This window comes from Brevundimonas sp. NPDC058933 (assembly GCF_049315965.1).
GTDB lineage: Bacteria > Pseudomonadota > Alphaproteobacteria > Caulobacterales > Caulobacteraceae > Brevundimonas.
In genome coordinates this window covers 72,610-90,848 of sequence record NZ_JBMOSL010000009.1, presented here as the reverse complement: position 1 = coordinate 90,848, position 18,239 = coordinate 72,610, and the positions used below count along the sequence as shown (strand labels likewise).

Here is an 18,239-nt window from a genome sequence, read left to right as displayed (position 1 = left end):
GAAGCCTGGGGATGAGTTTCACGCTTTACGGCGCCGCTGGTTCGGGATCGGTCCCGGTCGAGGCGGCCATGACCCTGATCGGACTGGACTATCGCGTCATCGAGGCCGTGACCTGGGAGGGTGAGGCCGAGCGCGACAAGGTGGCCGTCGCCAATCCCATGCGTCAGGTTCCGACCTTGATCACTCCGGACGGTGAGACGATCACCGAGAGCGCCGCCATCCTGATCTGGCTGGCCGACGCCCACCCCAAGGCGCGGCTGGGGCCGAGCATCGACGATCCGCGGCGGGCGCAGTTCCTTCGCTGGATGACCTTCATCCCGGCGTCCATCTATTCGATGTTCTGGGTGCGGGACGAGCCGTCGCGGCTGGTCGGCGACGACGCAGCGGCGCAGGAGCAGATACGGCAGCGCACCGCCGAGCGCATCGCCGAGTGCTGGCGGGTCATGGACCGCCAGATCACGCCGGGCCGTTTCCTGCTGGGCGACGACCTGAGCGTGCTCGACCTCTATGTCGCCGTCGCCAGCCGCTGGACGCCGCGCCGGGCGCGCTTTGCCATTGAAGCGCCGCGCATGGCCGAGGTCGTGCGCCGGGTGGACGCCCGGCCCGGACTGCAAGATTTCTGGGCCAGGCGATTTCCATTCGACGAAGGCGCCTAGGCGGCCGCCCTCTCGATCCGGTTGGCTGCCGCCTGCATGGCCTGATCGATGGCTGCGTAGAGACGGACGTGGGTGATCGGCTTGGCCAGATGCCCGTCCATGCCGGCGTTGCGGCAACGCGCGGCGTCTTCAGGCATGGCGTCCGCCGTCACCGCCAGGATCGGCGCCGCCGCCACCGGCGAAGCCAGGGCCCGGATTCTCTCCGTCGCCCCCAGCCCGTCCAGATGAGGCATCCGCACGTCCATCAGGATCAGGTCGAACCCTCCCTCACGTGCGCGCGCCACAGCCTCGAGGCCGTCGTTCGCCTCGACCGTTTCGCAATCCGCAGCGGCCAGCATCAGCCGCATCATCTCGCGGTTGACCGGGTGGTCGTCTACGATCAGCACCCGCATGGCGCGCTCCACGTCATTCGAAGGCGCATCCTCCTGCTCAACCACCGGCTGCAGGGGGACAGTGAGGGTGAAGGTCGATCCCTGCCCCGGCGTGCTGAGGACATCGATCCGCCCGCCCATGCGGCGCATCTGAGCCAGGGCCAGCGGCAGGCCGACGCCCGCCCCCATATGCTCGCGACGCAGGGAATCATCACTCTGGGCGAAGGCGTCGAACAGCCTGGGCATGAAGGCCGGATCGATCCCGCTGCCCGTATCGGACACGACCACGGACAGGACTGCGCCGTCATGGGCCGCAGCCACCCGAACCTCGCCCCTGTCCGTGAACTTGACGGCGTTGGAAATCACATGGTGCAGCGCCTGGCGCAGGCGACGGCGGTCGCCGCTGAAAGCTCCGCTCGAGTCGGGGGCGATCGCCAGAACGAATGGCAGCCCCTTGGCCTCGGCGTTCAATCGCGCCGGCGCCGCCGCCTCTTGCAACAGTTCGGTTAGGGTCAGCCGCTCATTGGCGATCTCTTCGCCGCCGCGCGAGAACTCGAGCACGTCTTCAACCAGCATCAGCATGGCCTCGCCCGAACGCCCTATGGCTTCCACCTGCGGCAGGACCTCGGGCGACAGATCGCTGCGTCTGGCCAGCAGGTCGGCATAGCCGGCGATGCCGTTCAGCGGCGTGCGCATCTCGTGGCTCATCAGCGCCAGGAACCGCGACTTGGCGGCGTCAGAGCGTTCAGCCCGCGCCTGAGCCTCGATGGCTACGACGTTCCTCGCCTGCAAGCGCTCCACCAACCGCCGCCGCTGGCTCATCAGGGTGCTGAGCGGCAGGGCCGTGAGCACCGTCACCAGAAGGAAGACATAGTAGCCGCCCATCTGCCGCATCCGCAGCGACAGGCCCGCCAGCTCGGGGACATCAGCGACTGCGGCCAACATCATCGGCCCATGACCGGTCAGGGTGCCGACCCCGCTGATCACCGTGACCATGATCAGGGCCAGCGCTGTCCATGGCGGAGACAGGCGGAAGGCGATCAGCATCAGCGGCGGCAGGACGGCGAAGGCCATGGCCGAAGGCTGGCTGAACACCCAGGCCGTCACCGCCGCGAGAAGAAGAAACAATCCGGCGGCCTCGGTCACGCCCGCCGTGCTGGCCGCGCGGTCGAGGCTGAACCGATGGGCCCGCGCCAGCAGCAGCAAGGTCGGGGTGACGATCAGCAACCCCAGCACCTCCATGCCGAACATGTGTTGCCAGACGAAGGCGGCCATAACGGGCGTGTAGTCACGCAGCCATGTGCCCAGTCCGACGGCGGCTGTCGTGCTGAGCGCAACCGCCGGCGCCGCCGCCGCGAGAGCGAAGGCGAACAGCCGACGTGGTCGCCGCATGTCCAGCGCCGCGCCCCCAAGACGACGGGCGAGCATCCCTGCGACCAGAACCTGGCCCAGGTTGAGGACGACGTTGGTCCAGAGGAAGGGCATGCCGTCGCCCCGCAGGACGTTGCTGCCCAGATTCAACAGGACACAGGCCAACAGCACCGCAATGGCCTGACGTTTGTGTAGTTGTAGCAGGGCGGCCAGCATGACGCCGTTGGCCGGCCAGACGATCACGGCCTGAAAGGCGCCCGCGCTCCATTGCCCCAGCAACAGGCAGATGGCGAAGAGAAGAACGTAGACGACAGGCGGAGGTCCTGCCTCTCGCCCTGCGTCATGGCGAAACAACCGCCAGCGTCCCGCCATGCTCGACCCTCGCCCCTATCCCCACGACTATGGTGCCCGGCAAATGTAAAAGAATCCTGCCCGCGCCCATGCGCGGAAACACTTACATATAATGTCGATATTCTCAGATCAGACCCATTGATCGGGCCTCTGCCTTCAGCCCCGCGCGAAACTGCGGCGCGGCCAGGCCGATCAGGGCGCGCGCCCTCTGGTCCACCGTCAGGCCGCGCAGATTGGCCCATCCATGCTCGGTGACGACGATCTGGGTGTCGTTGCGGGGCGTGGTCGCGGGCCCGTCGAGCCGGGCGACGATTCGCGACGCCGTCCCCTTCGCCGCTGTCGAATGGCAGGCGATGATCGACTTTCCGCCCGTCGACGCCGAGGCGCCGCGGACAAAGTCCAGTTGACCGCCTGAGGCGGTGTACTGCCGTCCGTTCAGATACTCCGAGCAACAGGCGCCGAAGAGGTCGATCTGCAGCGTGGCGTTGACCGAGACCATCCGGGCGTTGCGGGCGATGACCGCCGGATCGTTCACATAGTCGACCGGATGCGCTTCGAGCGCCGGGTTCTCATGCAGGAATTCATAGGTCGAGCGGTCGCCCATCGAGAAGGTGAAGACCGTCTTGCCCGGATGCAGGGTCTTCCTCGCATTGGTCACGACCCCCGCCCGCATCAGCTCAACCAGGCCGGGCGTCAGCATTTCGGTATGAACGCCCAGATCGACATGGCCGCGCAGGGCGGCGCAGACCGCGTCCGGCAAGGCGCCTATGCCCATCTGCAGGGTAGAGCCATTTTCCACGAGCCCCGCGATGATGCCGCCGATGACCAGATCCTGCGGCTGTTGCGGCGCCTTGCCGGCCTCCAGCAGAGGCGCGGCGTGTTCGACCAGGGCCGTGACCTTTGACACATGGACGGTGCAGTCGCCGAACACGCGCGGCATGCAGGGATTGACCTCCAGGATCACCCGTCTGGCCGTCTTCGACGCCGCCAGCGCATAGTCGGTGTTGGCGCCGAAGCTGAAGTTGCCGTCGGCGTCCATCGGCGAGACCGTAGCCAGCAGGGTGTCCACCCCGATCTCATTCGTCAGGACGTGGGGCGTCTGCTGGAAGCCGGTCGGCACGAACCAGACACCCCGACGCCCTTCCTGGATCCCGCGCGCCTCCAACTGCCGCTCAATCGCGCCGTGAAACAGGCTGTGGGGCCGCAGCCGGTCCGTCAGTTCGTAGCGCAGCACCGTCTCGCCGGCGATGGCGGTGGACAGCAGGTAGTAGATATTGATGTCGCCGACCTCGCGAGCCTCGGCCCTGTCGGCCAAGGCCTGCAACAGGGCGGGCGGCTGGCCCACGCCCAGGGCCATGGCCACCTTGGCGCCCGAAGGGATCAGGGCGGCGGCGGCGGCCGGCGACATCAGGCGAGCCGCGTATTGGGCCGCGTATTGTTCAGCGTGGGTCAATGGCGCTTCCTCGAACGGCCGTTCGGCTTTTCTGAAGAGCCGTTATCCGGCGCCGCAGGCTTCCCGACCGCTAGACATTGGTCGAAGGCGCGTCCTGAAGAGGCGCATCGTGAAGCCTCTGCCGCCGCTCGACGGCATAGGCGGCCAGCCACAGGGCCATGGCCCAGGCCGCGCCGACGCTCCATCCCGCAAACACGTCCGACGCCCAGTGCGCGCCCAGATAGATGCGGGTCAGGCCGATCAGCAGGGCGATCACCACGCCGCACCCCAGCACATAGGCCTTGAGCCGCCTCCTCGGAAACGCCCGCGTCAGCATGACCCCGAGCGTCAGATAGAAGACCGTCGACAACAGGGCGTGGCCGGAAGGGAAGCTGGCGTTCAACGTCTCGACCGCCTGAAACTCCAGCGGCGGCCGTTCGCGCTCGAACACAGCCTTCAATCCCTCGCTCAGGGCCACGCCGCCCGCCAGGCCGACCACCAGCAACAGGGCCGACAGCCGCTTGCCCTGGATCAGCAGGAAGCCCAGAGCGATCAGGGCGAACAGGGTCAGAACCGAAATCCCGCCCAGAGAGGTCAGATCGGCCGCCGCCTCGTGCAGCCACCACGGCCCCCAGGGGCGGCCCGGTTCGTTGGCGAAGGGCCGCACGGCGTGCAGCACCGCCTGGTCGAAGGCCTGGCCGTCGGCCTCGCGCATGTCGTCGGCCACCTCGATAAAGGTCAGCGTCCCCAGGGCGATCACCAACAGGGCGGCCACGGCGGCGATTTCGGTGCGGGCCACGCGCAGGGCGCGGGTCAGGAAGGCGGTGGGATGCGGAGCCATGAGCCGCTAACGGTCAAGCTGAGGCTGCCGTTCCCATGCAGAAAAAATCACAGCCTCGTGACCCTAGCTAAAGTGCGGTTTCCACAGATCAACAGACTTTTTCCCGATGATTCTAACTATAAGTGAGCGTCAAGCCCGTTGACGGTTGGTTAGGCATCTGCGCCCTATATGTTGGCTCAAGGAGGCCTCCCGACCACAAGATGATGTGTGAGGGAGGATGGGTCGAGCAGCAACGCATTTTGTTCGGGATACAGATCGACATGGCTGGCGGCGAAGCTTTGCAGACGACGGAATTCACGGCGGTTTCTCCGGCTCCGGCCGGCGATAAACCCCAGTTGAAGGTCGTCACCGGCCTGACCCTGGACCGCTCGCGCGACGCCGTGCTGACCGATTTCGGCAAGAAGACCCTGGAAGACCGCTACCTCCTGCCCGGCGAAAGCTATCAGGACATGTTCGCCCGCGTCTCGACGGCCTATGCCGACGACGCTGAACACGCCCAGCGCATCTACGACTACATGTCCAAGCTGTGGTTCATGCCCTCCACGCCGGTCCTGTCGAACGGCGGCGCCGCGCGCGGTCTGCCGATCAGCTGCTTCCTCAACGCCGTGGGCGACAGCCTGGACGGCATCCAGAACGTGTGGAACGAGAACGTCGCCCTGGCCTCGAACGGCGGCGGCATCGGCACCTACTGGGGCGGCGTCCGCTCCATCGGCGAGAAGGTCAAGGGCGCGGGCCAGACCAGCGGCATCATCCCCTTCATCCGCGTGATGGACTCCATGACGCTGGCGATTTCGCAGGGCTCGCTGCGCCGTGGCTCGGCCGCCGTCTACCTGGACATCCATCACCCGGAGATCGAGGAGTTCCTCGAAATCCGCAAACCCTCGGGCGACTTCAACCGCAAGTCGCTGAACCTGCACCACGGCATCAACATCACGGACGAGTTCATGGAGGCGGTGAAGACCGGCTCCACCTTCAATCTGAAGTCGCCGAAGGACGGCGCGGTCATGAAGACCGTCGACGCCCGCGCGTTGTGGACCAAGCTGCTCGACATCCGCATGCAGACGGGCGAGCCCTATCTGATCTTCTCGGACACGGTGAACCGCCAGATGGCGCCGCACCAGCGCGACCTGGGCCTGAAGGTCAAGCAGTCCAACCTGTGCGCGGAAATCATGCTGCACACCGGCAAGGACCACCTGGGCGTGGACCGCACCGCCGTCTGCTGCCTGTCCTCGGTCAACGCCGAGAGCTTCCTGGAATGGCGCGAAGAGCCCAGGTTCATCGAAGACATCATGCGCTTCCTGGACAATGTCCTGGAAGACTTCATCCAGCGCGCGCCTTCCTCCATGACGGCGGCGGTCTATTCGGCCAAACGCGAGCGTTCGGTGGGCCTGGGCCTGATGGGCTTCCACTCCTTCCTGCAGGCTCAGGGCGTGGCCTTTGAATCGGCCATGGCCAAGTCGTGGAACATGCGGCTGTTCAAGCATCTGCGTCGCGAGGCCGACAAGGCCAGCCGCGTCCTGGCCGAAGAGAAGGGCCCCTGCCTCGACGCCGCCGAACGCGGCGTGATGGAGCGCTTCTCGCACAAGCTGGCCATCGCCCCGACCGCCTCGATCTCGATCATCTGCGGGGGCACCTCGGCGGGCATCGAGCCGATCCCGGCCAACATCTATACGCACAAGACCCTGTCGGGCTCCTTCGCGGTCAAGAACCCCTATCTGCAGAAGCTGCTGGGCGAGAAGGGCATCGACACCGAGGCGGTGTGGAGCTCGATCCTCGAACACGAAGGCTCGGTCCAGCATCTGGATGCCCTGTCCGACGACGAGAAGGGCATCTTCAAGACCGCCTTCGAGCTGGATCAGCGCTGGGTGGTCGAACTGGCCGCCGACCGCGCGCCGGACATCTGCCAGGCCCAGTCGCTGAACCTCTTCATCCCGGGCGACGTGAACAAGTGGGACCTGCACATGCTGCACTGGTCCGCCTGGGAGCGCGGGGTGAAGTCGCTCTACTATCTGCGCTCGAAATCGGTGCAGCGCGCCGCCTTCGCCGGCGCCGAGGACAAGGCCGAAGTCGAGATCGATCCCAATCAGCCGGACCTCTTCTCCGCCGCCCCTACGGACTATGACGAGTGCCTCGCCTGCCAATAAGGTCGGGCCGCCACATTTCGCACCAATGACAGGCCGCCCGGGGGAACTCTCCCCCGGGCGGCTTCGTTTGTGGGGGCAGGATTGTGGCTTGAAAGAGTCCGTTGCGGTTCTCCGGCGTTCGTGCAGAGTGGAGACCTGTTAACGGGTTTTGGGAGGGACCGTTGATGCGCGTCGAGGTTTGTTTGTTGGGTGTTCTGATCGTCGCGGGCGGCCTGCCCATGACGGCGAATGCACAGGCGAACACCTCCTTCGATCCGGCGATCGCCGCCAGCGGCGCAGACGCGGTGCAATTCGAGGATGCCGCCAGCCGCCTCACCGCTGACATCGCGCTCGCCGCCAGCGACGCGCCTTTCGGCGCCCCGCTGGCCCTTTCAGGCTCTCCCGCAGGTCGCGACGCCTTCACCACCGCGCGGAGCGAAGCCTGGTTCGCCGGCGATGGTTTCACCGACCGCTTGCGCGTCACAGCCCGAGGCGAGCCGCGTCGGGCCGACGGGGCCCCCGTCCCGCCGCGCGCGCTGGACGCCCGCTCCTATGATGGCGAAGCTTATGACGTCACCTATACGCGCGGTTGGGTCGCCGCACAGGGCCGCACCGCGTCCGGCCTGGAAGTCTCGCTGACGCCTCACGCGGGGGTCGGCTTCGGCAGCGACGGCACGACAGCAGAAGCGGGAGCCACGCTCAAGATCGGCGAGGGGCTGGACCGTCTGGCGCCCGACGGCGAGGAAGCTTTTGGCGATAAGGCCCGCTGGTACCTCTACGCCGCCGGATCAAAACGCGCCGTGGGCTATAATTTCGCCCGCACGCGCGACGGCGACTTCGCCCGGTCAGGCATGAGCCACGACGAGGGAACCTACCTTGGGGACGCCTCAATCGGCGTGGCCTATCGCCGGGGCGCCGTGCAGAGCTCCTTCGGGGTCGTCTATCGCGAGATCGAGGCCAAGGGCATTCGCGCCTACAACGGCATCAACACCGACGTGTCGGAAGGCCTGGTGGCCTTCCAACTGACGATCCGCCCTCGCGAATAGATCCTAACGGGTGCGGGCCACGCCCTCACGACGGCTGTCGGCCCCGCCATCCCAGCGCCCGTTGCGCCACAGGGCGCCGTGCAGGCCGGAATTCTCGGAAGTATTGGACCGCAGAACAACGCCGCGCGCGGCCATGCCCGCCCGCATCTCCTGGCTGAACCCTTCGGTATCAGCCCCGAAGCCTTCGCCCTTGGCCACAAGGTTGGGCAGGTCGAACGCCTCCTGCACCGGCAGGCCCCACCCCAGGGTCGCGATCAGGGCCTTGGCGTTATAGGCCAGGATGGACGATCCCCCGGGCGAGCCCATGGCGCCGACCAGCCGCCCTTCGCGGTCCAGAACGATGACAGGCGACATCGACGAGCGCGGCCGCTTGCCCGCCGCCACGGCATTGGCAGCCGGCGCGCCGTCCGATGCGGTAGGCGTCATGGAGAAGTCGGTCATCTGGTTGTTCAGGAAAAAACCACCCGCCATGCGGCCCGAACCGAACAGGCTTTCGACCGTGGTGGTCATGCTGACCGCATTACCCTTGGCGTCCACTACGACGAAGTGCGACGTACCCGCCGGCTCACGCGTGGCGTCGCCGCCGACCTGCGGCGCGCCGGGCGGCGTCCCGAACGGAGCGGCCCCGCGCAATGCGGGAGCCAGGGCGGCGCGCCCTGCCACATAGGTCGGGTCCAGCAGACCCGCGACCGGCACAGAGACAAAGGCAGGATCGCCGAAATAGCGGTCACGATCGGCGTACATCAGCCTTTGCAGCTGGCCGAAGGCGGCCCAGGCCTCAGGGCTCTGCGCCCCCTTGTCGAGGTCGGGCGTCCGCTCGCCCATGGCCAGAAGTTGCAGGATCGAGGCGCCGCTGGACGGCGGCGGCGGCACGCAGACGACATAGATCTTGTAAGGGCCGCATACAGCCTCGCGCACGACAGGTTTGTAGGCGGCGATATCGGACGTGGTCAGCCCGCCCGGACGCGGGCCCTCGGCCACGGCGGCGGCGATGGCCTCGGCCAGCGGCCCCGTCTGCAGACCTGCCGCGCCCTCCCGCGCCAAACGCCGAACCGTCTCGGCATAGGCCGGGTTCTTCAGAACATCGCCGGCGACGTAGCGCGTGCCGTCTGACTTGGTGAAATACTCGGTCGCCCAGCGCGTCCTGGCCTGAGGCGCAGCGCTGTTGATCATGCCCGCCAGGCGCGGACTGACCACGAAGCCGTCCTCAGCCAGACGCTCGGCGTCGCCGAAGAGTTCGGACCAGGGCAGCGCCCCATGCTGCTTCTGCGCCAGCGCCAGCATGGGCACGGCGCCCGGCGCCCCCGTCGAATGGCCGCTGAGCACCGCATCGACGAAGGGCAGCGGCCTTCCATTTTCGTAGAACAGCTCCGGCGTCGCAGAGGCCGGCGCCGTCTCCCGGCCGTCATAGACGGCAAGCGCCGCCGTGTTCGCGTCGTAGACCATCATGAAGGCCCCGCCGCCCAGACCCGACGACTGCGGCTCGACCAGACCCAGCACGGCCTGAATGGCCACAGCGGCGTCCACCGCCGAGCCGCCGCGCGCCAGAACCTTCATCCCCGCCTCGACGGCCAGAGGATTGGCTGCCGAGACAAGGGGGCCGCGCGCGGGCGCTTCCGCTGCAACCGATGTTGATCCCCCCGCCGTCGCCTCGGCTCCCTGCGTCAGGGCGCATCCCGCCAGCATGAATGCGCCCGCGGCCACCCCGGTCAGAATGAGCGAAATCTTGCGCCGACGGTTCGACGAGGGGATGGAATAGGCGCGCACTAAACGGCTCCTGCGGGGTTCAGGGAGAGGTTCATGCCTAGTGTCCCGCGCCCCAGAGTCCAAGCCTGCATTTTCTATCGGTATTTTCAGAAAAGCCGCTTGCCAGACCCCCACCCGACCGCTAGATACCCGGCCCTGCCCGCAAGGCAGTGCGCACCCGTAGCTCAGCTGGATAGAGCACCAGACTACGAATCTGGGGGTCAGGAGTTCGAATCTCTTCGGGTGCGCCACTTTGCTTTTTTTGCCGAACGCCAGACAGGCGGCCCGAATAGGTCGCCTTTAAATATGCGCCTACATCACCGTTTAACGGTGATGTGCTCAGACTTCTCACCTCAATAAGGTGAGACTCGATCATGAGGCGACGCTTATTCTTCATACACAGCGGCGACCGGCGCGGCGTGGCCGCCCTGGAGTTCGCCATGGTGGCGCCGCTGCTCATCCTGATGATGCTTGGCATGGTCGTGTACGGCGGATGGTTCTGGATGGCGCACAGCGTCCAGTCCCTCGCTTCAGAGGGGGCGAGAGCAGCCATTGCGGGACTGGACCCTGCTGAACGGGAAACCCTCGCGCACGGGTTTATCGGCGTGCAGGTGGGCGATCTCGGCCTCAGGGCGGATCGCGCCGCCGTGGAGGTGGAAAGCACCGCAGTCCTGATCCGCGTCAATGTCGCTTATGACATCAGCGATCACCCCTTGATGGCCCTAGCCGCCATCATGCCTGCGCCGCCGCGCATCATCCGCCGGACCGCCGTCGTTCGCATCGGGGGCTATTGAATGGCGCCCGGCGGCTGGCTTCGCGACGAACGGGGCGGCGTCGCCATCATGACCGCCGCCTTCGGGGGCCTGATATGCGTGCTGGCCGCCCTCGCCGTCGATGTCGGCTCCATCTCGCTGAAGGCGCGCCAGATCCAGGGGGCCGCCGATCTCTCGGCCATGGCCGCCGCCCATGACCTGGCGCACGCCGACGCCGCCGCCAGGGCCACGGCCACCGCCAACCTGCCTGATGTGCAGAAGGTCGGCGTGACCAAGGGCGGCTATGTCGCCGATCCTCGCATCAAGCCCAAGGAGCGCTTCAACGCCGGGGCGGCGCAACCCAACGCCGCCCGGGTCGAGGTGACGGCCCCCGCGCCGCTGTTCTTCGGAAGGTGGGTGCTGAACCGCGACAGCATCGCCGTCCGCAAGAGCGCCACTGCGGCCATTCCCGCCGGCCAGCCCCAGGCCATGTTCTCGATAGGCTCACGTCTGGCCAGTCTGGACGGCGGCCTGGCCAACACCCTGTTGTCCGCCCTGCTGGGCAGCCAGGTTTCGCTCAACCTGATGGACTACCGCGCCCTGGCCGACGCCCAGATCAATCTCCTGCAGTTTGCGGACGTCCTGGCGACCGAGCTCGACGTGACGGCTGGCGACTATGACGCTCTGCTGGAACACGATCTGACCGTCGGACAGGCGCTGACGGTGCTGGAATCCATAGCCGGCCCCGACGCCGGCAGCGCCTTGAGCAAGCTGACACGCGCGCCTGTCGACGCCAGTCTGAAGCTGAAGGATCTGATCGGGGTGGAGGCGGACGCCAGACAGGGGCTGCGCGACGCCCTGAACGCCAATGTCTCGGCCCTGGACCTGATCATGGCGTCGTTGGAGACCGCCAACGGCGACCGCCAGGTGGCGCTGGACCTCGGCGCGCGCGCCGGTCTGGCCGATCTCGACATCCTTCTGGCCATTGGCGAGCGGCCGAACAAGTCGCCATGGCTGACCATCACGGGCGCGGGCGAGCCGATCATCCGTACGGCCCAGGCCCGCCTCTACATCGAGGCGACGACGGCCCAGAAACTGTCAGGCCTGGCCCAGGTCAGCCTGCCGATCCTGATTGAAGCGGCGGCGTCAGAAGCGAAGCTGACCCGGATCGATTGCATCGGTGCGCCGTCGGTGACCCTGGCCGTGCGGCCGGGCGTGGCGCGGGCGCGCATCGGCGTCATCGACGAGTCGAAGGTGAAGAATTTCAAGACGCCGCTGACCAGCTCACCCGCCACCGTGGTCTCGGTGTTGAAGCTGGTGACGCTGACGGCCCACGCGGATCTGGAGATCGCCGATCTCAACTGGCAGGAGGCGAGGTTCAGCGCCTCGGACATTTCGAGCCAGACGGTCAAATCCGTGCGGTCGCGAGGCTTCGTCCACGGCCTGATCGTCAGCCTGCTGAAAGACCTGAGGGTGGAGGTCGGCCTCGGTCCGCTGGGCGGGCTCGGTCTGGGCGATCTGACAGGCGCCCTGGGCGTGCTGCTGGCGCCCCTGGGCCCCGTGCTGGACGGCGTGGTTCAGCCCCTGCTGGATCTGCTGGGGTTGAAGCTGGGCGAGGCCGACGTGCGGGTGCATGGCGTCCAGTGTCCGACGCAGAACTCGACGCCCGTGCTGGTGGGTTAGGCGCGCCAGGCGCCCGACCCGTGCGCCGCGCCGTCAGCCTTCGACGGAACGCAGACCCGAGGCGGAAGCCTGCTGAACCACCGGGCGACGCTGGCCGCCCGCCGCGATGATGCGGTCGATACGGCTCTTCTCGGCACGGAAGGCGGCCAGGTCGGCGCCCGCCAGGACGGTCCCTTCCTGGGTCTTGATGCCCGACGGATTGATCCGCTGACCGTTACGCCAGATTTCATAATGAAGGTGGGGGCCGGTCGAGGCTCCGGTCGAACCCACATAGGCGACGACCTGGCCCTGGGACACGCGCTGGCCGGCGCGGATGCCCGAGCCGTAACGCGACAGGTGACCGTAACCGCTTTCCAGACCATTGGCGTGCCGAATGCGCAGCCAGTTGCCGTAACCGCCCCAGCGACGGGCCTCCACAACCACGCCGTCAGCGGGGGCCACGACGGGCGTGCCGGTGGTGGCGGCGAAATCCATGCCCTGGTGCATCTTGCGATAGCCCGAGATGGGATGGGTGCGGACGCCGAAGTTGGAACTGACGCGGCGGAAGCTCGTCAGCGGCGTGCGCATCATGGCGGTGCGCGTATTCTTGCCCGTGGCGTCGAAATACTCCGCCGACTTCGAACCCGGACGCTGATAGCGATAGAAGGCGTGGCCCTTGAGCTCGGCGTACAGCAACTCGCCGGTCTCGACGGTGCGGCCGGCTTCGGTCACAGAACGATCAAAGACCAGGGTGAACTCGTCCGAGGCGCGCACGTCGCGCTGCATGTCGAACTTGTGGGCGAACAGCTGGCTGGCGCGGCGGACGACCGCCGAGGTGGCGCCCAGTTCGCGGGCGCTGGCCGACAGCGAACGCTGGACCTTGTCGTTGGCGACGACGGTCTCGTGCGTCACCTTTTCGTCGAGGGCCCGCAGGCGCAGGGCGCCGTCGAAGCTGCGCGACACCGTCAGCTGGCTGGCCGGGCCGGTGCGCATGGTCAGGCCGATCAGGCGGGCGTCGCCGCGACCGCCACGAGGCTTGGAGACGGCGGTCTCGAACTTCAGGCCGGCGCGCAGATCCTTGAGGTCAAAGGCGCTGGCGATGGTGGCGGCGACGGCGCTGGCTTCTTCGGCGCCGATGCCGGTGCGGCGCACGGCCTGCTCGAAGGTTTCGCCACGGCGGATTTGTACGGGGATGGCCTCGGGGGCGGTCAGACCGGCGGGCGCGCCAGCGGCGGCATAGGCCTGGGTCTCAAGATAGGCGATCTGTTCGGACGTCAGCGCCGGAACTTCCTCGGCGCGTACGGGTTCATAGGCTTGACCCGCCACCAAGGCGATGGCCACGGCCGCAGCCGTCGTCAGGAGATGCGGCGCAAGCCGCATGGGCTGGCGGCGCGGATCGAACTGAGCCATCGGTCCCCGGCAATCGACGACGCCATACGGGCGCCAAACCATTCGAATCATGGATCGCGCCCCGGCAGCCCCGGAAACACGAAGCGAGCGATATAGCCCGTCCGTCCCATCTTGGGAAGCGCGCAGGTTACAATTGGTTAACTTGGCCGGCCGTCCATCAAGTATTCCACCGTTTTTCATGAATCATCGGCGGACAACGGCCCTTTTCTCGCCTTGCTTGACTGAACAGTGACTGCCGCGCCACGGCTAGTGTTCAAACAGCAACGCCTGTCTTTGCGGCGCGATCTGTGGCGTTGTTAGAACTCCTTTCGCCGACGGACCATCAAGCCCCTTGACCGACGAGACCCTCGATTCCAAGCCCCGCCGCCCCAGGCGGCCTCTCGTCCGGACACGGCTGATCGTGGCGCTGATCGGCCTGCTGATGCTGACGGTGCTGGCCGCGACCCTCTATCTGAACCGGCGCGCCGCCGCGCGCGAATTGCTGGTAGGCTGGCTGGACCGCAAGGGGATCGACGCCGACGTCGAGGTGGACCAGCTGGAAGTCGACGGCTTCGTCGGCAAGATCACCATTGGCGACCCTCGCAATCCCGACTTCAAGGTCGAACGCGTCGAGGTGGACTACGCCCTGGCCATGCCCTGGTCCAGGACCGGACTCGGCGTGACGCCCAGCCGCATCCGGCTGGTCCGCCCGCTGGCGCGCGCCAGCTGGAAGGACGGCAAGCTGTCGCTCGGCTCGCTGGACCCCCTGGTCGAGGAATTTACGGCCAGGCCGCCCCGTCCGGACAGCCGCAGCCCTCTGGTTGTCATAGAAAAGGGCCGCGCCCGCATCGACACCGAATACGGCCCGCTTCAGGTGCTGGCCGACGCCCGCATCGACAATAACAGGCTGATGCGGCTGAGCGCCCGCCTGCCAGCCGCTTCACTGAAGAGCGGTGATTTCGAGGCGCGCGGCCTCAGCGCCACGGTCGATCTGACCACCACCGGCGATCGCGTGGCGCTGAAGGCGGAAGCCGCCGCCGACCGTTTCGCCGTGGGGGATGCGGGCGGGACCGCCACACGCCTGAGCCTGACCGGGGACCTGCCCTATCCTGATCTGAAGCAGCGCCGGGGCGACGGTCGGGCTGTCGTCGCCGCCCGCCTGACCGCCGACACCTTGTCGGGGAAAGGGTTCGCAGCCGGCGGATCCGAGGCCGCCCTGGACTTCGACGGCCTGACGGAAGGCTGGATCGAAACTTTCCGTATCATGGGCAAGGGCCAGACCCGGATCCAAGCGCAACGCCTGACGGGTCCGGACCTGGAGGCGCGTGGCGCCGACATCACCCTGAGCCGGGGCGACCTCACGGTGACACGCAGCGAACGCGGCCTGGAATGGCGGCTGGCCTCGCCGGCGACCCTCTCGCTCGACAGCGGCGCCTCTGGCGCGATGCGGCTCAGCAAGGCCGCCCTGTCGTCAAGCGGACTGACCGCCGGCGGGCGCGACGCCGCTTTCGAGATTCAAGGGCCCCTGGCCATGGCCGCCGGACGGATGACGGCTGGCGACCTGATGCTGAACGCGGTGCGCGGCCGGTTGGCGCTGGACGTGATGCGTGACGGGGTGACCCAGGCCACGGCGACCGGCGCCCTGTCGTCCGCCAGCGCCTCATGGCCTGGCTTCGGCGCCCCCACAGCCGATGACCTGCCGGAACTGGCCGAACTGAAACGGGCCTTGGGCGCCTTCGCCATTGATGCGCCGGGCGTGCGATTCTCGACCGGCAACGCCGGCGCCGAACTGACCCTGACCCGCCCCATCACGGCGCGACCAGCCAACGGCGGCCTGGTGACGCTCTCGCCCGCCAGGACGCCCCTGTTCGCCGCCGAAGCCGGCCAGTCAGGCGGCGGCGCCCTGACCCTGACGTCGCAGCGCGGCGGCGGCCTGCCCGAAGCGCAATTCGCGATCCCGTCATGGAGCCTGACGCGTGGCGGTTTCCGCGCCGCTCTGGACGGCCGAGCGGCGCTCGACTTCGGCCCCGGCCGCAACATCGCCCTGTCGACCAGGGGAGAGCTGGCGTCTGACGGCGGGCGCCTGACCTATACCATCCGGGACTGCATCCCGGTCAGCGTCGAACGGCTGGAACTGGGCGAGAACGACGTGACCGACGTGGCCGGCCGCTTCTGCCCCGTCGACGCCCCGCTGATCACCGTCGCCGACGGAAGCTGGCGCGCGCAAGGGACGCTGGCCGATGTGGCGGCGACCGCCCCCTTCCTGGCCATGCGGTTCTCCGACGCTCAAGGACGACTGGTCGTCGATGGCAAGCCCGCCGGCCTGTCGATGACCGCGAGCGTCACCCGCGCCCAGGTCGCCGACGTCACCGATCCGCAGCGCTTCCTGCCGCTGACGGCGAAGGGCGAGGCGACACTGGCCCATGATGTCTGGAGCGGCGGCTTCGACCTGACCCGTCTGGGACACGAGATCGGCCGTATCGACCTGCGCCACGACGGCCGGGCCGAGGCCGGCGGCGTCAGCATCAGCGCGCCCAACCTGTTCTTTACCGCCCAGGGCCTGCAACCCGACGATCTCAGCCCCCTGGCCGCCGACTATCTGAAGTCGCCGGTCGAGGGCTCGGCCGGGTTCGAGGGTCGCTTCGACTGGTCGCCGACCACCTCGACCAGTTCCGGCGCCCTGACCGTTCCGGAGCTCGATTTCACCAGTCCGGCGGGCAAGGTCCAAGGCCTGAAGGGGCGGGTCGAGTTCGCCAGCCTGACCCCGCTGATCACCGCCCCGGATCAGGTGCTGACGGTGGACCGGCTGGACACCATCACGCCCCTGACGGGTCTGGAATTGCGCTTCGCACTCGACGAGAAGGCCCTGGCCCTCGCGGGCGGCAAGATCGAGGCGGCGGGCGGCCGCATCAGCATCGAGCCCTTCAACATCCCCCTGACGCCGGGCGAGGCCTGGGGCGGCGTGATCGTGGTCGACCAGGTTCAGCTGAACGAACTGATGAAGAGCGCCAACCTGCAGGACAAGGCCGAACTGGATTCCGTGGTCTCGGGCCGCCTGCCCTTCACCTATGCCCCGGATACAGGGTGGCGCATCGTCGGCGGGGTGCTGAACGCCGTACGGCCCGGCCGCCTGTCGATCAAACCCGAAGTCTTCGACGATCTGGCTGCCGGCGGCGCGGTCGCCGACGGCGCAGCCCTGCCGCCCAACACCATGCAGGATCTGGCCTATCAGGCCATGCAGGACCTGGCGATCAGCGGCCTGTCCGCCGAGGTCAACAGCCTGGACGGCGGCCGTCTGGGCGTCCGGTTCCACATAAACGGTCGCCACGACCCGCCCGAACGCGAGCAACTGCGCCTCAGCTGGATGGAGCTGATCCGCCGCGATTTCCTGAACAAGAAGCTGAACCTGCCGTCGGACACGCCGATCGACCTGACGCTGGACACGACCTGGAACGCCAACCAGATTGTCTCCGACCTGATGGAATTTGCGCGCCGCGGCGAAACGCCCGAGATCAAGCCTTGAGATACGGCGCCGCTTTGTTCAGAACCCATTCACGCACCGGGGCGTTAGATCGTCGCGACCTCAACCGCCGCCTTCGGAGACCGGCCCCATGATCAGCAAGCGTCAGATCGCCCTGCTCGGCCTAGCCGCCGTCAGCGTCGCCGCATGTGCGCCCACGGTGAACATCAAATTCAGCGAACCGCTGCAGATTTACGCCAAGCTGGACGCCGACATCCGCATCAAGCTCGACCAGGAACTGCAGAACCTCCTGCGCGAAAACCCCAACCTGTTCTGACCGAAAGAAAGGGGCTGAACATGAACCATCGCAAGCTCTTCGTCGCCGTCGCCGCTGTCGCTGCTCTGGGCGTCGCCGCCGGCGCCGCCGTGGCCCAGACCGCCTCGCAAAAGGCTCTGGTCGACCAGGCCAAGGCCGCCGGCGCGGTCGGCGAGCAGGCTGACGGCTTCCTCGGGGTCCGCACCTCGGTCGCGCCCGACACCCAGGCCGCCGTCAGCGCGACCAACGCCGGCCGCCGTCAGGCCTATGCCCGCAGCGCCGCCGACGCGGGCACCTCGGCCGAGGTAGCGGGCGCCCGCATGTTCGAGACCCAGCTGCTGCCGCGCATCAGCTCGGGCCAATGGTACAAGAATGCTGCGGGCCAATGGGTCCAGCGTTGATCTGATCCGATGAAAGCGCCCCGGGTCGAAGGTCGGGCAGGAAGGTTCCTGCTGGCCCTCGGCCTGGCGGTCGTCATCGCCGCCGTCGCCACCCTGGGCCTCGCCGGATACTGGCGGCTGATCGGCGGCGGACCGATGTCCATTCACGGCTGGATCGCCATGGGGTTGGGCGTGCTGGGCACAGTCGGCCTGTCGTGGCTGCTGATGAGCCTGGCCTTCCGCTCGGACCGAGAAGGCTGGGACGATCAGGTCGATAACCGGCTGGACCCCGGCCGGGATGAAGCCGACAACGACGATCTCACCTATTGACGCCTCCGGAGCC

Annotated in this window: 14 protein-coding genes and 1 tRNA gene; 10 read left to right on the top strand and 5 right to left on the bottom strand. The window is 67.5% G+C overall.

Translation table 11 applies throughout. The features are described from left to right. Nucleotides 1–11: 11 nt before the first annotated feature. Nucleotides 12–656 carry a glutathione S-transferase family protein gene (locus ACOZBP_RS13970; RefSeq protein ID WP_422676921.1) on the top strand — a complete coding sequence of 215 codons (645 nt, stop codon included), beginning with the start codon at nt 12–14 and terminating at the stop codon, nt 654–656. On the opposite strand, the gene ACOZBP_RS13965 is transcribed toward ACOZBP_RS13970, so the two are convergent. From ACOZBP_RS13965 to ACOZBP_RS13955, 3 genes are all read right to left on the bottom strand, one after another. Further along, complete coding sequence (locus ACOZBP_RS13965) at nt 653–2,770, bottom strand: response regulator (RefSeq protein ID WP_422676920.1); 2,118 nt, start codon at nt 2,768–2,770, stop codon at nt 653–655. The genes ACOZBP_RS13970 and ACOZBP_RS13965 overlap by 4 nt on opposite strands. 103 nt (nt 2,771–2,873) lie before the next feature. Then, nucleotides 2,874–4,202 (bottom strand): acetyl-CoA hydrolase/transferase family protein, encoded by a 1,329-nt coding sequence (locus tag ACOZBP_RS13960; RefSeq protein ID WP_422676919.1) that lies wholly within the window; start codon nt 4,200–4,202, stop codon nt 2,874–2,876. A gap of 70 nt (nt 4,203–4,272) precedes the next feature. Further along, nucleotides 4,273–5,022, bottom strand: coding sequence for a phosphatase PAP2 family protein (locus ACOZBP_RS13955; protein WP_422676918.1), 750 nt, complete (start codon nt 5,020–5,022; stop codon nt 4,273–4,275). Between the two features lie 260 nt (nt 5,023–5,282). On the opposite strand from ACOZBP_RS13955, the gene ACOZBP_RS13950 reads away from it, so the two are divergent. Both ACOZBP_RS13950 and ACOZBP_RS13945 read left to right on the top strand, forming a co-directional pair. Continuing rightward, entirely contained in the window at nt 5,283–7,166 is a 1,884-nt protein-coding gene (locus ACOZBP_RS13950; protein ID WP_422676917.1) for a ribonucleoside-diphosphate reductase subunit alpha, read from the top strand. A gap of 182 nt (nt 7,167–7,348) precedes the next feature. After that, a complete protein-coding gene (locus ACOZBP_RS13945) occupies nt 7,349–8,191 on the top strand; it encodes a lipid A-modifier LpxR family protein (protein ID WP_422676916.1) in 843 nt (280 codons plus the stop codon). A 3-nt stretch (nt 8,192–8,194) separates the two neighbouring features. On the opposite strand, the gene ACOZBP_RS13940 is transcribed toward ACOZBP_RS13945, so the two are convergent. Further along, on the bottom strand, nt 8,195–9,877 hold the full coding sequence (locus tag ACOZBP_RS13940; protein ID WP_422676948.1) for a gamma-glutamyltransferase family protein: 1,683 nt from the start codon (nt 9,875–9,877) through the stop codon (nt 8,195–8,197). A 234-nt stretch (nt 9,878–10,111) separates the two neighbouring features. Between ACOZBP_RS13940 and ACOZBP_RS13935 the strand changes: the two genes are divergently transcribed. From ACOZBP_RS13935 to ACOZBP_RS13925, 3 genes are all read left to right on the top strand, one after another. Continuing rightward, a tRNA-Arg gene (locus ACOZBP_RS13935) sits at nt 10,112–10,188 on the top strand. A gap of 123 nt (nt 10,189–10,311) precedes the next feature. Then, on the top strand, nt 10,312–10,731 hold the full coding sequence (locus ACOZBP_RS13930; RefSeq protein WP_422676915.1) for a TadE/TadG family type IV pilus assembly protein: 420 nt from the start codon (nt 10,312–10,314) through the stop codon (nt 10,729–10,731). Further along, complete coding sequence (locus tag ACOZBP_RS13925; protein ID WP_422676914.1) at nt 10,732–12,372, top strand: TadG family pilus assembly protein; 1,641 nt, start codon at nt 10,732–10,734, stop codon at nt 12,370–12,372. It abuts the gene before it with no gap. Between the two features lie 33 nt (nt 12,373–12,405). Here the strand turns inward: ACOZBP_RS13925 and ACOZBP_RS13920 are convergent, their stop codons facing one another. Further along, on the bottom strand, nt 12,406–13,761 hold the full coding sequence (locus ACOZBP_RS13920; protein WP_422676912.1) for a peptidoglycan DD-metalloendopeptidase family protein: 1,356 nt from the start codon (nt 13,759–13,761) through the stop codon (nt 12,406–12,408). Between the two features lie 331 nt (nt 13,762–14,092). Between ACOZBP_RS13920 and ACOZBP_RS13915 the strand changes: the two genes are divergently transcribed. The 4 genes from ACOZBP_RS13915 (at nt 14,093) to ACOZBP_RS13900 (ending at nt 18,226) form a co-directional block, all read left to right on the top strand. Continuing rightward, nucleotides 14,093–17,263: an intermembrane phospholipid transport protein YdbH family protein gene (locus ACOZBP_RS13915; protein ID WP_422676911.1), complete on the top strand. Its 3,171-nt coding sequence runs from the start codon at nt 14,093–14,095 to the stop codon at nt 17,261–17,263. Nucleotides 17,264–17,351: 88 nt separating this feature from the next. Next, nucleotides 17,352–17,537 carry a YnbE family lipoprotein gene (locus ACOZBP_RS13910; RefSeq protein ID WP_207824933.1) on the top strand — a complete coding sequence of 62 codons (186 nt, stop codon included), beginning with the start codon at nt 17,352–17,354 and terminating at the stop codon, nt 17,535–17,537. 20 nt (nt 17,538–17,557) lie between these two features. Then, nucleotides 17,558–17,917: a YdbL family protein gene (locus tag ACOZBP_RS13905; protein ID WP_422676910.1), complete on the top strand. Its 360-nt coding sequence runs from the start codon at nt 17,558–17,560 to the stop codon at nt 17,915–17,917. A 9-nt stretch (nt 17,918–17,926) separates the two neighbouring features. Next, complete coding sequence (locus ACOZBP_RS13900) at nt 17,927–18,226, top strand: hypothetical protein (RefSeq protein ID WP_422676909.1); 300 nt, start codon at nt 17,927–17,929, stop codon at nt 18,224–18,226. Nucleotides 18,227–18,239 lie beyond the last annotated feature (13 nt).

Excerpts from the sequence above, each read along its gene's own strand:
- ACOZBP_RS13970 (WP_422676921.1), top strand. The coding sequence starts at position 12 with ATGAGTTTCACGCTTTACGGCGCCGCTGGTTCGGGATCGGTCCCGGTC.
- ACOZBP_RS13965 (WP_422676920.1), bottom strand. The coding sequence starts at position 2,770 with ATGGCGGGACGCTGGCGGTTGTTTCGCCATGACGCAGGGCGAGAGGCA.
- ACOZBP_RS13955 (WP_422676918.1), bottom strand. The coding sequence starts at position 5,022 with ATGGCTCCGCATCCCACCGCCTTCCTGACCCGCGCCCTGCGCGTGGCC.
- ACOZBP_RS13950 (WP_422676917.1), top strand. The coding sequence starts at position 5,283 with ATGGCTGGCGGCGAAGCTTTGCAGACGACGGAATTCACGGCGGTTTCT.
- ACOZBP_RS13940 (WP_422676948.1), bottom strand. The coding sequence starts at position 9,877 with ATGCTGGCGGGATGCGCCCTGACGCAGGGAGCCGAGGCGACGGCGGGG.
- ACOZBP_RS13930 (WP_422676915.1), top strand. The coding sequence starts at position 10,312 with ATGAGGCGACGCTTATTCTTCATACACAGCGGCGACCGGCGCGGCGTG.
- ACOZBP_RS13925 (WP_422676914.1), top strand. The coding sequence starts at position 10,732 with ATGGCGCCCGGCGGCTGGCTTCGCGACGAACGGGGCGGCGTCGCCATC.
- ACOZBP_RS13920 (WP_422676912.1), bottom strand. The coding sequence starts at position 13,761 with ATGGCTCAGTTCGATCCGCGCCGCCAGCCCATGCGGCTTGCGCCGCAT.
- ACOZBP_RS13910 (WP_207824933.1), top strand. The coding sequence starts at position 17,352 with ATGATCAGCAAGCGTCAGATCGCCCTGCTCGGCCTAGCCGCCGTCAGC.
- ACOZBP_RS13905 (WP_422676910.1), top strand. The coding sequence starts at position 17,558 with ATGAACCATCGCAAGCTCTTCGTCGCCGTCGCCGCTGTCGCTGCTCTG.
- ACOZBP_RS13900 (WP_422676909.1), top strand. The coding sequence starts at position 17,927 with ATGAAAGCGCCCCGGGTCGAAGGTCGGGCAGGAAGGTTCCTGCTGGCC.